Below are 13,895 nucleotides of genomic sequence, written 5' to 3' on the forward strand. Positions count from 1 at the left end.
TTTATTTATGATTAGCAACCTATATATTACTAGCATTGAACCCGATAGTGGTAAGTCCTTAATTCTGTTAGGAATTATGGAATTACTCTCGAAACGCATCCGACGGTTAGGATTTTTCCGGCCGATTATTCAAGCGGGAACTCAACTAGATAATGATATTGAACTGATTCGGAGTCGCTATCATTTGGAGTTTCCCTATCAAGATTATTATGGCGTGACCCATGAAGAAACCCGGACTTTAATTGCCGAGGGACAGTTTGAAGAAATCCTGAAACGGATTATTGAGAAATATAAGGCTTTAGAAGAAAAATGTGATTTTATTGTTTGTGAAGGCACGGATTTTACTGATATTATTTCCGCTTTTGAATTTAACTTTAATGCCGAAATTGCTAATCAACTCGATGCACCGATTTTATTAGTCGCGAATGGACAGGGAAAAAGCCAAGAAGACGTGATTAGTAGTGTTAAAAGTGAACGAAAAGCCTTTATAGAAAGGGATTTAACCCTGGTAGCAACCATGGTTAATCGAATTTCTCCCGAACAATTTCAATCCGTTTCCCAGGAACTGGCAGAGATTTGGTCTTATGATGATCCCGTCTTTATTTTACCCGAAATAGAGGCTCTTTCTAAACCCACCGTCGGGGAAATTATAACTGCCCTTGAGGGTGAATTTGTTCATGGCGATTCCGAACAATTAAAACAGGAAGTGTTATCGTTTAAAGTAGCGGCGATGCACGTTCCTAATTTTCTCTATCATATTCGAGAAGGCTGTTTAATTGTTACCCCAGGAGATCGGGCTGATATTATTCTAGCGTGTTTAGCGTCGGCTTTTTCAGAAACTTACCCCAATATTGCCGGAATTATTTTAACTGGGGGGTTTGAACTACCACCCTCTCTGCAAAAACTAATTCAAGGGTTTACAAAATGGACAGTACCGATGTTTAGCGTAGAAACCGATACCTATAATACTGCAACCATCATTAATAATATTCACTCAAAAATTACCCCCGATAATGAACGAAAAATTGCCTCAGCTTTAGGACTATTTGAAAACCATATTGATACGTCTAAAATTGAAACCCGGATTTCTCTATCCCGTTCTTCCCATATTACTCCGATTATGTTTGAGTACGAACTGGTCGCCCGGGCTAAGAAACAACGTCAACATATTGTTCTACCCGAAGGCACAGAAGAACGAATTTTAAAAGCCACTGAAATTCTATTAAGACGGGGGATTGTGGATATTACCCTATTAGGAAATCCCCAAGAAATCCGAGAAAAAGCAATTTCACTGGGCTTAAAATTAGAAGGAGTAAATATTGTGAATCCCATGACATCTCCCTGGCATGAAGACTATGCTCAAACCTATTATCAATTGCGAAAACATAAGGGAATTACGGAAGATTGCGCCCTAGATGTGATGCACGATTTAAGCTATTTTGGCACGATGATGGTTCATAAAGGTATGGCGGATGGGATGGTTTCCGGGGCTATTCATACCACCGGACATACTATTCGTCCCGCCTTGGAATTTATTAAAACTCCACCGGGATGTTCGATTGTTTCTAGTGTGTTTTTTATGTGTTTAGAAGACCGGGTTTTGGTCTATGGAGATTGTGCGGTGAATCCCAATCCTAACCCCCAACAATTAGCCGATATTGCCATTAGTTCTGCCCTAACTGCTGAACAATTTGGAGTTGAACCTTTAGTAGCGATGTTATCCTATTCCACCGGAGAATCAGGACAAGGAAAAGATGTGGATAAGGTGCGAGAAGCGACCTTGATTGCCCGTCAATTACGCCCCGATTTAAAAATAGAAGGCCCCATCCAATACGATGCGGCCGTTGATGAAGATGTAGCTAAAACCAAACTACCAGGAAGTGAAGTTGCCGGACACGCAACGGTATTTATTTTCCCCGATTTAAACACCGGAAATAATACTTATAAAGCCGTACAAAGGTCTGCGAATGCCGTTGCCATTGGCCCGGTTTTACAAGGATTAAATAAACCCGTGAATGATTTAAGTCGGGGTTGTACGATTACCGATATTGTGAATACCGTCGCGATTACCGCTATTCAAGCCCAGGGAATGAATTAAAACTCATTCATTCCCCCGAACTTAAAATTAGTCAATCAACTCTGGACTCGGAATTTGGGTATCAATCTCCGCTTGGGATAATGTGGGGATTAACCCATTGCTTTCCGCCGCTTTGACAATTTTGGCGGGTTCAATATTTAATTGAATTGCCCCGGTTGTCGGGTCGGCCGTAGCAACGGACTGAGTACCATCAACAAAATTCACCGTAATGGGTTTCTGTTAATTCTTCGGCGGGAGTATTCGGACTGAATACTACTTGAGTTCCTGCGGGGAAGTAGAAGCCATCACAATCCCAATCATCATCGGTAATTTGACCGGCTGCGAGAAAATAGAGTTCGCTAGGAGTTTTGCCGCCGTCACTGGCATAAACCCCTACTGTTTTTCCTGTTTCATTGTGGCACTGAGCCCGTTTTTTCGCAGTTTCTATAATTTTTTTCTGGGACTCTAATTGAGCCAGTCGCTGTTGAAATTGCTCAGGAGTATAACCGGCTTCTTCTGGTGTATCTTTAACTTGTAGAAGTTGATTCAATGTCTGAGTAACCTCTGCATAGTCAGCCCCTTTAGTAAGATCTTTGCTGGCCCAAGAGGGTTGGGCAATCATTAGATTCACGCATAATAAAAGACCGACAAGCACAATTTTGAGAAACCGCATATTGTTTTCCTTTTTTAAAAATTGGGTAGATGCCAACAATTGAATTATAGCCATTTCGCTCTAATTTGCTATGACCTTAGTTTAAGTGGCATCAATTCATAAAAGCAAATAGTCTTACTTGTCATTTTAATAAATTTAATTGATTAAATTTCTGGGTCGTAACTGGGAATAGAAGGAATCATTTCCAGTCGATTTCGGTTCACCCAGCGATTGACGAATTCATTATTATTTTTACAAAACTTAATTTGTACTTGCTTAGAACCTAGCTTAACAATTTCCGCCGGAACTTTATGGACATTCGCCGAATCAGCACGGGCTTTGTAAAGCCAAATGACTTTTTGACCCACTTCCAGAGCATCGGAATTGCTGGTTGAAGGGGAGGAGGTTTCTCCCACAGAGGAGGCAGAAACAAAGAAGTTGATTCCCAGTAAAAATACAACGACAGACATAGGTAAAACCTTCATCTTGTTTTCCGATTACAAACTTTGAGTTTTGAATTGTGAGGCTTGAATAATTTTGATTAATCCCATTAAACACAAACAGCTAGTAATTAAAGCAATGGGACTTAAAGAAGCACTATCAAGGATAATAAATACACCCAGACCAATTAATACAAAGGGAACAAAATGATTCCCATAACGGGCGAGTAAATTGGAGATATCCCGTTGACAAGTTAATTTATAGGTCATGTAACACCAAACTCCCACCAGCAACAAAAAGACTGAAATAATAATCAGTAAACTAGAGATACCCGCAGAAGCAAATAAGGGCATATAGATACTAATATTGTCGCTACCATTAGCAATAGTAATCGCTGCTACACTATAAGCGGGAGGAGAAATTAACCTAGCTAAACCAGAAGTAGGAGAAAATTCCGTTTCTAATTCCGGCTCGGAGGATGAATCATCATCATCAGGATTGAGTAACTGATTAAGTCCAATGGTAATGGGAACTAAACCCAAAAGTCCAATCCATTCGGCGGGTAGTATTAAACCCCCAAAAAAACCAACCATACTAGCAATAATTAAAGTACAAAAACCGAGATACTGACCGATAACAATATGGCGACGACGAAAGGTGGCATTAACTTGAGAAAACAACAGTGTAAGAATAACTAAATCATCCAAATTTGTAGCGGTAAAAGCTGTAATACCAGTAAAAATAGCAGTAAAAATCTCATTCATTTTTATGTCTCCTTAATCTTTTGAATATTCCACCTGTAAACTTTTGTTTCAATTTGGGTTCCCCCTACAACCTCTAATCTACCCCGATTAACCGATAGAAACAAATGTTCTTTGTTTTTAAAATGATAAGTACAAATAATCAAAAGTCGAATTATTTCCAGAAGCCAGGCCCGGTATGGCTTTCATTCTATTGTCATCTTCCCTACTTCCCCTTTTCCTAAAAACCATTGCCCATTGGCTATTCCCGATGAATCATAAATTTTGGAGGCCAATCAAATAGGACTGTAATAGATTAGTATTAGTTATAGAAATATAGGAGAATGTCCAATGAATATGACTCATTATATGGAGCTTCTAGCCACTAACCAGCCCTGGAATCTTTTGATTTTTATGGCTGTGCCTGTTATTCTGGCAGAAACAATTGCCGTCTCCGAACTTTATATTTTATTTACTCGAAATTTAACAGGAATAGTCAGAAATATTAATAAAATCGCCGGGATTTTAGCAGGATTTTACTTTTTAGTGATCTTTTTACATCTATTTTTTAAAGCCGTAATTCCCATCACAATGGCGGGACAATGGAGAACCATTATTGACGTGATTGCGGTGGGATTTTATTTATTAGGAGTTGTGCCTTTATTGGGAATTAGTCTTTTAGAATTAAACTTAATTGCTAAACACAAAAGTGAAGAATCTAAACTCAAAATCCATGCTACCTTTGTGGCTATTTTTCTAGTGGTTGCCCATATTGCCATGATTTTTGGAATGTTGAGTCCTGCGGTATTGGGTGGACACTCAGAAATGCCCGGGATGTAAATAAAACCGGACGCAGAGGTCAATATTCTGATTATTTATTATTGATTACTACTTATTTGACCTAGTTGGAATTACATCACTAAATAATCGGTACAATGTGAAGGCATTCTGAATCGGTTGCAATAACGAAGAACCGCTATCACCCAATCTAGTTATCAAAGACCGACGAACAATAATCACATCATTATTCTGTAATACAGGATTATTCTCCTGGGCATTCCCCAATGTAAAATCTATATCAATTGTTCTTCGAGTTACTGAACCATTAGGATTCAGACGAATCAGTTCAACGGAACTTTTATTAGCACGGTTGTTATCAAACCCGCCCGCCGATAGTAGGGCTTGATTCAAAGGACGATTAGGGGGAATTTGAATCACACCGGGATTTTTGACCTCCCCGACCACATTCACCGAAATGGTGGCGGGTGAGAAACTGGCGGAAGCAATTTTTTGTAAATCGACCGCGGCAATATTAGTAGCCGTCGGGACAATTATAGTATCCCCTTCTTGCAAAAATACATCTTGGTTGATATCTCCCGATTGCAACAGTTCCCAAAGATTGATTTTTGTGGTTTGTACCCCGGTTCTGGTGATGCGTTGGATTTCAATATGGCGAATATCAGCTACATTGGTAATCCCTCCGGCTGTTTGTAACGCCTTGGTGACCGTGGGTAAATTAATTCTAGTTACTGTTGTGGTGGTTCCAGAAATGGTAGTATCGATTGCACTCGCTTCTGGAGTTAACGAATAAGCTCCCGGACGAAAGACCGCCCCGACAACTACCACCTGAATCGATTGGTTGGAAGACCCGGCTAAACTAGAAGAAGCGATTTGGCGCATTTGTTCTGAGTTAAAACCTGTTATCGTGGGAATAAAAATACTGTCTCCATCCCGGAGAATCGGATCTTGCTTTAAGTCTCCCTGAGCTAATAATTCCGCTAAATTTAAGGTAACAACGGGTTGTTGTGGGGTAGTCCGTCGGAGTTGAACTAAACTTAAATCCGCCGCTTGAGTTAGACCTCCAGCGATTTTGATTGCTTGGGTTAGTCGAGCAAATTGTTGATCTACTCCTAGATTATAGGAACCGGGACGATAAACTTCACCAGCAATGGCAATCTGTACAGGACGAGGTGTAACTAAATTAACCGTAACAATCGGTTGTCGGAGTATTGTTGAATAGAGTCGAGTAATCAATTTTTGAGTTTCCACCAGAGTCAAACCCACCACCGGGACAGGCCCAATCCCTTGAAGACTAATGGTTCCATCGGCAAGAACCGATTGTTCGCCCCCGTATCGCTCTACGCCAAAAACATCCACACGAATTTTATCCCCCACTCCTAAAACATAGGGAAAATCTCGAACTGGGTTTCTTAACACGGGTTGCCGTCTGGGTAGGAGAGGACGAATTAGAGGAGCGGTTTGGGCTTTAACCGGGAAGGCGGAAATCAGGGGAACTCCTACAAGCAAAGTTAGGTGAGTCAAAAAATAACTAACATAGCGAACAAACATAAAATTATCAGAGGTTATCCACCAAAGTCCTTATTAATATATTCTAGCTAACAATTCTCAACCCTTCAAAATCCAGACAACAGAATAACTTGCCTTATTCTCAAACTCAACGGAGAGATATTGGGGTTGACAATCTGTAAAAAGCTGTGTTATATTAATCAATTGTGCGGGCGATTAGCACAGTGGTAGCGCACTTCCTTCACACGGAAGGGGTCGTGGGTTCAAATCCCGCATCGCCCATTAGATTTGATGTCGATTGCCAGATTATTTGTCTATGATGACAGATTCTTGTCCGGGGGTTGATACAGCAAAAAGTTAATTATATCAGGACTTAGGCAAATTTTGGGACGTAACCCTATATGTGGGGGTAATTCATGCTACATATAGAGGGGATTCAAAAGAGCGATCGCTTCAACTGGTAGACTTTAATATGGAAAGTGCGATCGCATACTTAACCGTTAACTCCTATGAATCATGGTACACACAACACTATTGTTAACTTTATTTGGAATATTGCTGATGATGTCCTGCGGGATGTCTATGTGCGGGGGAAATACCGAGATGTCATCCTACCGATGACGGTTTTACGGCGTTTAGATTGTTTATTAGAACCCACTAAAGATCAGGTACTTGAGCGTTATCAAAAACTCGAAGATGGGAATTATGGTGATAATGCGATCGCCCAACAATTACCGAGAATATCGGGTTATGTTTTTTATAATAAATCTAAATTTACTTTAAAAAGTTTACTGGATTTTCCGAGTCAAATTCGGTCGAATTTTGAGAACTATTTAGATGGATTTAGCGATAATGTACAGGAAATTATTAGTAAATTTAAGTTGAGAAATCAACTGGAAACCTTAGAAGAAAGTAATCGGCTTTTTTCCTTAGTTGATAAATTTGTTTCTAATCAAATTAACCTTAGTTCTGAACCTGTCAAAAATGAAGTTGGAGAAATTATCTATGAAGGGTTAACTAACCTGGATATGGGTTCGGTATTTGAGGAGTTGATTCGCAGGTTTAATGAGGAGAATAACGAAGAAGCGGGGGAACACTTCACACCGCGCGATATTATTCAATTAATGGTTAATTTGATATTTTTACCCATTGAAGAACAGATCCAAAGCGGGACTTATTTAGTTTATGATGATGCTTGCGGCTCTGGGGGAATGTTAACGGAATCAGAAGCTTTTATTCAAGAGTTGGCAGAAAAGACGGGTAAGAAAGTCAAAATTGAATTATATGGTCAGGAAGTGAACCCGGAAACCTATGCTATTTGTAAATCGGATATGTTGATTAAGGGTCGAGATCCTGAAAAGATTCGCTTTGCTTCTACCATTTCTAATGACTGTTTTTCCCATCTTGAGTTTGATTTTATGTTAGCAAATCCTCCTTATGGGAAGTCATGGAGTGTGGATAAGGAGGCAATTTTTGATGGGAAGAAAAAGGATGTTAAAGACCCGCGCTTTGCTGTCGAACATCCTGGTTTACCCGCAGGAGAAAAGTTAGTTCTTTTACCCCGTAGCAGTGAGGGTCAGTTATTATTTTTAGTGAATATGCTCTCTAAAATGAAGCAATCAACACCTTTGGGGAGTCGCATTGCTAGTGTTCACAATGGTTCTGCTTTATTTACTGGAGATGCGGGAAGCGGGGAAAGTAATATTAGACGCTGGATTATTGAAAATGATTGGTTAGAATCTATTATCGCTTTGCCTTTAAATATGTTCTATAATACGGGGCTTGCGACTTATATTTTGGTTTTGTCTAACCGTAAACCGGAACACCGAAAAGGGAAAGTACAGTTAATAGATGGGACGGAGTGGTATGGCAAATTACGAAAGAATTTAGGGAACAAAAATTGCCAGTTAACTCAAGCAGATATTAACCGAATTACGGAAACGTTTTTAGCGTTTGCAGAAACCGATAAATCTAAGCTTTTTGATAATGATGATTTTGGCTTTCATAAGATAACCGTTGATCGTCCCTTGCGGTTAACTTTTCAGGTGACACCTGAACGGGTAAAGCTGTTTCAGGAGAAAGCACAACCGAAACTTTATCCGGTTTTGGAAACTTTAAAGGATGTTTTTGGTAGTGAAATTCACAAGGATTTTAACCAGGTTCAGCAGGTTTTGGAAAAGGCTTTAAAGGTGGATAATATTAAGTTAACAAAATCTGAGTTTAAGTTGATTTATGATAGTTTTACGGAGAAAGATGAAACCGCCGAACCTGTGATTAATAAAAAGACTAAGGAAGGGATAATTTATGAACCAGATTCTGAGTTGAGAGATACTGAAAGTGTACCAATGAAAGAAGATATTGAGGACTATTTTACCCGTGAGGTTTTGCCCCATGTACCCGATGCTTGGATTGATTATGATAAGATAGTCAGAGGTTATGAAATTTCGTTTACTAAATATTTTTATCAGTTTAAGCCGTTACGGAGTTTGGAAGACATAACGGCGGATATTTTAGCATTAGAATCAGCAACGGAGGGGGTTTTACATCAGATTGTCAGTGAGTAGTAATTCAATTAAGGGAGGAATGCAATAAATAATGAATTTTGTTTACCGAATTCAGGGGGTTGAGTTTGAATGGGATACAAATAAAGCTGAGAGCAATTTTGTTAAGCATGGTGTTATATTTGAAGAAGCAGCAGAGGTATTTTTTGATCCATTTTATCAGGAGGGAGATGCAAGTGCTAATAATGAACAGCGCGATTTTATTTTGGGATATTCCCTATCACAACGTTTATTATTAATTGTTTATGTAGAAAGAAAAGCTCGAAAAAGAATTATTTCTGCCCGTCCTGCAACGAATAGCGAAAGGAGATTATATGAACAACAATAACGATGAAGAATTACAATTACAACTCCGTCCCCGTGTTACAGAGGTTGTTTCTCTCAATATACCAACAGATACTTTAGCTTCTTTGGCAGAAGTAGCTGCTAATAAAGATATGTCTGTAGAAGCTTTGTTGAAATTTTATATTGGACAAGGTTTAAGGCAAGATATAGCGAAGTTATTTAATGAACGTTTATTAGATAAAACCGCACAAGTTTTATTGCGTCATATTGACTCACAAGAAGAAGTTTCTAGGATTTTACAAGAAATTAAGGCTGAAACAAAAAGAGGTTAAAAAATGAAGTGTTATCTAGTTTATAAGCAAGAGCATAGATTACCTGGTATTGAAGAAGTTCCCGAACATTGGGGTGTTGTACGAAATTCATTGATTTTTCGGGAAATGGTCGAGACTGGATATGGTGATTTAGAACTTTTATCAATATTGAGTGATAAGGGAATAGTGAAGCAGTCTGAGACAGGACGTAAGGAAAGAGCGCCAGAGGATAGAAGTAACTATAAAAGGATTCAAAAAGGTGACATTGGGTACAACTTGATGAATGCTTTTATGGGAAGCATTGGAGTTTCTAATTATGAAGGAATTATTAGTCCTGCTTATGCAGTGTGTAGACCAAAAATAAAAATAGATCCTAATTATTTTCACTATTTATTTAGAACGGATCTATATTTAACTGAATTTGACAGAAATGCTTATGGAATTATGTATGAAAGGAATAGGTTGTATTTTGACAATTTTAAAAAAATATATGTTCCTTTTCCACCACCTGAAGAACAAAAAACGATCGCGCATTTCATAGACCACAAACTAGAACAAATAGAACAATACATCCGCAACAAAAAACAGCTTATCGAATTACTCAACGAACAGAAAACCACCATAATTAACCGTGCTGTTACGAAAGGAATTAACCCTAATGCACCTATGAAACATTCTGGTATTGAGTGGTTGGTGGAAATTCCTGAACATTGGGAATTGAAACGGGCAAAATATTATTTATATGAAGTTGATGAACGTTCACAAACTGGCACAGAAGAACTATTATCTGTGTCCCACATTACAGGTGTTACTCCTAGAAGTGAAAAAAATATCACAATGTTTCAGGCTGAATCTTATGAAGGATATAAAACTTGTAAAATAGGAGATATAGTCTGCAATATTATGTGGGCGTGGATGGGAGCTTTAGGAGTATCAAATTATAGTGGAATAGTTAGCTCATCTTATGGGGTTTATAGGCAAATTACTTCTGAAAACTTCTTATCAGCTTATCTTGATTATCTAATTAGAACTCATGCCTATATTTATGAATACAATTGTAGATCGAAGGGAATTAGGTTATCTAGGCTGCGAATGTACACGGAAGACTTCTTTGATATTCTATTAATCAAGCCACCAAGAGAAGAACAGCAAAAGATACTGAATTATATAGAAATAGAGAGTGACAAAATTGCTCTTGCGATCGCCCAAATAGAAAAACAAATAGAACTGATCCAAGAATACCGCACTACCCTAATTTCCGATGTCGTCACCGGAAAAATAGACGTCAGGGGGTTTGACAATGACAGTGATAGCAGAAATTCCCCCAAACCTCCCGAACTTGCGACAATGTAGCCAATATTTATAACATCGCCTACAATTGTATTAACCCAGTCTCCAGAATCCTATGACCTCAACTGACACCTCAGAAAAAGGCTTAGAAGCCTTAATCGAAAAAAGCCTAATTGAAACATCCCATTATGTTAAAGGTCAACCCCATGACTATGATCGCATTTATTGTATAGATAAAACCAAACTTTTGCAATTTCTCCGCCATACTCAACCCCAAGAAATCGCTAAACTCGAAATTAAATATCAAACCAAATTTGAACAAAAACTTCTGCAACGCATCTCCGACCAAATTAAAATAAAAGGTATTATTGATATCCTGCGAAACGGGATTAAAGCCGATGAAGTTAAACTAACTCTCTATTATAAAAAACCCGATTCCCAACTCAACCCCCAAGCTATTCAACACTATAACGCTAATATTTTTTCTGTTACTCGCCAACTGCAATACAGCGACGATAGAAAACGCCTTTCCCTCGATATGGCAATTTTTATTAATGGCTTACCCGTTATCACCTTTGAACTCAAAAATAACTTAACCAAACAAAATGTACAAGATGCCATCAAACAATACCAAAAAGACCGCGACCCCAAAGAAGCTTTATTTAATTTTGCCCGTTGTTTAGTTCATTTCGCCGTTGATGAGGAACTGATTTTTATGACCACCGAACTCAAAGGAGAAAAAACTATTTTCCTTCCGTTTAATAAAGGTCAAAAATCCGAACAAAACCTACTTTTTCCCGATAGTGCTGGCAACCCCATCAACCCCAATGGAATAAAAACCGATTACCTCTGGAAAGAAATTCTAACTAAATCTAGCCTGAGTAATATTATTGAAAAATACGTTCATATTGTTAAAGAAAAAGAAGACGGAAAACCGGATAAAAAGAAACTAATCTTTCCCCGTTACCACCAACTCGACTCGGTAAGACAACTTTTAAGCGATGTTAAAAATAATGGTATCGGTAAACGTTATTTAATTCAACATTCCGCAGGTTCAGGTAAAAGTAACTCCATTAGTTGGCTCAGTCATCAACTCGTAGAACTCACCGATACTAGCGATATTAACACAATTTTTGATTCTATTATTGTTGTTACAGATCGGATAGTCTTAGATAAACAAATCCGCGATAATATTAAACAGTTTGCCCAGGTTAAAGGCGTAGTTGAAGCTATCACCGAAGGAAGTCAACAACTCAAAAAAGCCTTAGAAGCAGGTAAAAAGATTATTATTACCACCGTCTTTAAATTTGCCTATATTGTTAAAGAAATTCAGTCCTTAGCCAATAAACATTTTGCGATTATCATTGATGAAGCCCACTCTAGCCAAAGCGGAAGTACCGCCGCGAAAATGAGCGCGTCTTTGAATAAAGAAATAGGGGAAGAAGAAGAAACCACCGAAGATAGAATTATTAGGATTATTGAAGAACAAAAACTTTGCCCTAATGCCAGTTATTTTGCCTTTACCGCCACCCCCAAAAATAAAACCTTAGAAACTTTTGGGGTGCAAAATCCCACGGATCATAAGTTTTATCCGTTTCATAATTATTCCATGAAACAAGCCATTGAGGAAGAATTTATTCTCGATGTTTTACAAAATTATACCACTTATAATAGCTATTGTAAACTTCAGAAAAAAATTGAAGATAACCCCCAATTCGATACGAAACGAGCTAAGAAAAAGCTTAAAAAATATGTAGAAGGTCATCCCCACGCCATCCGCCAAAAGACAGAAATTATGATCAATCATTTTATGGATGAAGTGATTAGTCAACAGAAAATTAACGGAGAAGCAAAAGCAATGGTAGTTACCAATAGTATTGAAAGCGCTATTCGTTATAAACTCGCCTTTGATGCCTATTTAACAGAAATTGCCTCCCCTTATCAAACAATTGTTGCTTTTTCTGGGAGTAAAGATGTGGATGGAAAATTAGAAACTGAATCCTCAATGAATGGTTTTCCGAGTAAAGATATCCCTGATCAATTTAAGAAAGAGGAATATCGCTTTTTAATCGTTGCTGATAAATATCAAACCGGATTTGATCAGCCGTTATTACACACCATGTATGTCGATAAAACCATAGCAGATATTAAAGCAGTACAAACCTTGTCCCGTCTTAATCGTGCCTATAAACCCGATAAAAAAGATACATTTATTCTTGATTTTGTTAACTCAGCCGATATTATTAAAGCCGCCTTTGATCCTTTTTATAAAACAACGATTCTCAGCGAAGAAACCGACCTAAACCGCCTCAACGATTTACAAGACGCACTGGACGCTTATCAAGTTTATTCAGAAGATCAAGTTAATGAATTTATGGATTTATTTATTAAGGGTGTAGAGCGCGATCGACTTGACCCGATTCTGGATGAATGTAAACAAACTTTTAAAGACGAATTAGACGAAAATGAACAAGCGGATTTTAAGAAAAAAGCTAAATTATTTGTGCGAAATTATGAGTTTCTGGTACAGATTCGCCATTTCCGTAACCCCTATTGGGAAAGTTTAAAAAGCTTTCTCAAGTTGCTGGTTAATAAACTTCCTAGCCTGAATGAAGCTGACTTATCCAAAGGGATTTTAGAAAGTATTGATATGGAGAGTTACCGAGTAGAAAGGCAAACAACCTTAGCAATTCAGCTTGAAGGTAACATCGAAATTGCACCCCCGCCACCCGATACCAGTGGTAGCAAATATGATCCTAATATTGATATACTCAGTAATATTATTCAAGATTTTAATAACCGCTTTGGGAATATTGATTGGATAGAAAAAGACAAAGTGCGACAATTTTTATTTGAAGACTTACCCCAAGAAATTAGTCAAGATGAAGAATATCAAAACGCCAAACAATATTCAGACCGTCAAAACGCCAAAATTACCTTTGATAAAAAGTTAGTCGATAAGTTTCAAGACTTTATCTTCGACCATGCAGAAGCCTATCGTAAGTTTACGAATGATCCCGATTTTAAAGCCTGGTTGAGTGAGACACTGTTTAAGATGGACTATGACAAGGGGGCAGCTTAGAATGTATCCCTTTGACGGTTTAAAAATAACCCATGATTAGTTAAACAGGACTTACGCAATTAGGCTATATATAGCGCATAGAAAATCGCCCGATTTTCTATAGAGTCCTAAAAAATGGCTAAAAGCGACACATAATGTGTAAATCACAA

At 38.1% G+C, this 13,895-nt stretch carries 12 protein-coding genes and 1 tRNA gene; 8 read left to right on the forward strand and 5 right to left on the reverse strand.

Translation table 11 applies throughout. The features are described from left to right. Nucleotides 1-7 precede the first annotated feature (7 nt). The gene (gene pta / locus AC2D3N_RS22280; RefSeq protein ID WP_079680428.1) at nucleotides 8-2,098 is read left to right on the forward strand and encodes a phosphate acetyltransferase; all 2,091 of its coding nucleotides are present in this window, start codon (nucleotides 8-10) and stop codon (nucleotides 2,096-2,098) included. A gap of 27 nt (nucleotides 2,099-2,125) precedes the next feature. Here the strand turns inward: pta and AC2D3N_RS22285 are convergent, their stop codons facing one another. The 4 genes from AC2D3N_RS22285 to AC2D3N_RS22300 form a co-directional block, all read right to left on the reverse strand. Then, a complete protein-coding gene (locus AC2D3N_RS22285; RefSeq protein WP_484692183.1) occupies nucleotides 2,126-2,302 on the reverse strand; it encodes a hypothetical protein in 177 nt (58 codons plus the stop codon). After that, nucleotides 2,289-2,750: a hypothetical protein gene (locus AC2D3N_RS22290; protein WP_484692184.1), complete on the reverse strand. Its 462-nt coding sequence runs from the start codon at nucleotides 2,748-2,750 to the stop codon at nucleotides 2,289-2,291. The genes AC2D3N_RS22285 and AC2D3N_RS22290 overlap by 14 nt, the downstream gene beginning before the upstream one ends. Before the next feature lie 143 nt (nucleotides 2,751-2,893). After that, nucleotides 2,894-3,199, reverse strand: a complete 306-nt coding sequence (locus AC2D3N_RS22295) for a hypothetical protein (RefSeq protein ID WP_484692185.1) — start codon at nucleotides 3,197-3,199, stop codon at nucleotides 2,894-2,896. A 27-nt stretch (nucleotides 3,200-3,226) separates the two neighbouring features. After that, nucleotides 3,227-3,934 (reverse strand): cadmium resistance transporter, encoded by a 708-nt coding sequence (locus AC2D3N_RS22300; RefSeq protein WP_484692186.1) that lies wholly within the window; start codon nucleotides 3,932-3,934, stop codon nucleotides 3,227-3,229. 327 nt (nucleotides 3,935-4,261) lie between these two features. On the opposite strand from AC2D3N_RS22300, the gene AC2D3N_RS22305 reads away from it, so the two are divergent. Further along, on the forward strand, nucleotides 4,262-4,750 hold the full coding sequence (locus AC2D3N_RS22305) for a DUF6803 family protein (RefSeq protein ID WP_484692187.1): 489 nt from the start codon (nucleotides 4,262-4,264) through the stop codon (nucleotides 4,748-4,750). Nucleotides 4,751-4,798: 48 nt separating this feature from the next. Here AC2D3N_RS22305 and AC2D3N_RS22310 read toward each other — a convergent pair whose 3' ends face one another. Next, entirely contained in the window at nucleotides 4,799-6,259 is a 1,461-nt protein-coding gene (locus AC2D3N_RS22310) for an SLBB domain-containing protein (RefSeq protein ID WP_079680432.1), read from the reverse strand. Between the two features lie 168 nt (nucleotides 6,260-6,427). Here AC2D3N_RS22310 and AC2D3N_RS22315 point away from each other — a divergent pair. The 6 genes from AC2D3N_RS22315 to AC2D3N_RS22340 all read left to right on the forward strand — a co-directional run bounded on the left by AC2D3N_RS22315 (nucleotide 6,428) and on the right by AC2D3N_RS22340 (nucleotide 13,746). Next, nucleotides 6,428-6,499: transfer RNA gene (locus AC2D3N_RS22315), tRNA-Val, on the forward strand. Between the two features lie 227 nt (nucleotides 6,500-6,726). Further along, on the forward strand, nucleotides 6,727-8,781 hold the full coding sequence (locus AC2D3N_RS22320) for a type I restriction-modification system subunit M (protein WP_484692188.1): 2,055 nt from the start codon (nucleotides 6,727-6,729) through the stop codon (nucleotides 8,779-8,781). Nucleotides 8,782-8,812: 31 nt separating this feature from the next. Further along, nucleotides 8,813-9,106: a BrnT family toxin gene (locus AC2D3N_RS22325; RefSeq protein WP_484692189.1), complete on the forward strand. Its 294-nt coding sequence runs from the start codon at nucleotides 8,813-8,815 to the stop codon at nucleotides 9,104-9,106. After that, the gene (locus AC2D3N_RS22330; protein ID WP_484692190.1) at nucleotides 9,093-9,395 is read left to right on the forward strand and encodes a hypothetical protein; all 303 of its coding nucleotides are present in this window, start codon (nucleotides 9,093-9,095) and stop codon (nucleotides 9,393-9,395) included. The genes AC2D3N_RS22325 and AC2D3N_RS22330 overlap by 14 nt, the downstream gene beginning before the upstream one ends. Nucleotides 9,396-9,398: 3 nt before the next feature. Then, nucleotides 9,399-10,727 (forward strand): restriction endonuclease subunit S, encoded by a 1,329-nt coding sequence (locus AC2D3N_RS22335; RefSeq protein WP_484692191.1) that lies wholly within the window; start codon nucleotides 9,399-9,401, stop codon nucleotides 10,725-10,727. Nucleotides 10,728-10,779: 52 nt separating this feature from the next. Beyond that, nucleotides 10,780-13,746: a type I restriction endonuclease subunit R gene (locus AC2D3N_RS22340; RefSeq protein WP_484692192.1), complete on the forward strand. Its 2,967-nt coding sequence runs from the start codon at nucleotides 10,780-10,782 to the stop codon at nucleotides 13,744-13,746. Nucleotides 13,747-13,895 lie beyond the last annotated feature (149 nt).

This window comes from Planktothrix sp. PLAVEN19ND, assembly GCF_057220675.1.

Bases quoted from the DNA above. Each gene is read 5' to 3' on its own strand.
- pta (WP_079680428.1), top strand. From the start codon at position 8: ATGATTAGCAACCTATATATTACTAGCATTGAACCCGATAGTGGTAAG.
- AC2D3N_RS22290 (WP_484692184.1), bottom strand. From the start codon at position 2,750: ATGCGGTTTCTCAAAATTGTGCTTGTCGGTCTTTTATTATGCGTGAAT.
- AC2D3N_RS22295 (WP_484692185.1), bottom strand. From the start codon at position 3,199: ATGTCTGTCGTTGTATTTTTACTGGGAATCAACTTCTTTGTTTCTGCC.
- AC2D3N_RS22300 (WP_484692186.1), bottom strand. From the start codon at position 3,934: ATGAATGAGATTTTTACTGCTATTTTTACTGGTATTACAGCTTTTACC.
- AC2D3N_RS22305 (WP_484692187.1), top strand. From the start codon at position 4,262: ATGAATATGACTCATTATATGGAGCTTCTAGCCACTAACCAGCCCTGG.
- AC2D3N_RS22310 (WP_079680432.1), bottom strand. From the start codon at position 6,259: ATGTTTGTTCGCTATGTTAGTTATTTTTTGACTCACCTAACTTTGCTT.
- AC2D3N_RS22320 (WP_484692188.1), top strand. From the start codon at position 6,727: ATGAATCATGGTACACACAACACTATTGTTAACTTTATTTGGAATATT.
- AC2D3N_RS22325 (WP_484692189.1), top strand. From the start codon at position 8,813: ATGAATTTTGTTTACCGAATTCAGGGGGTTGAGTTTGAATGGGATACA.
- AC2D3N_RS22330 (WP_484692190.1), top strand. From the start codon at position 9,093: ATGAACAACAATAACGATGAAGAATTACAATTACAACTCCGTCCCCGT.
- AC2D3N_RS22335 (WP_484692191.1), top strand. From the start codon at position 9,399: ATGAAGTGTTATCTAGTTTATAAGCAAGAGCATAGATTACCTGGTATT.
- AC2D3N_RS22340 (WP_484692192.1), top strand. From the start codon at position 10,780: ATGACCTCAACTGACACCTCAGAAAAAGGCTTAGAAGCCTTAATCGAA.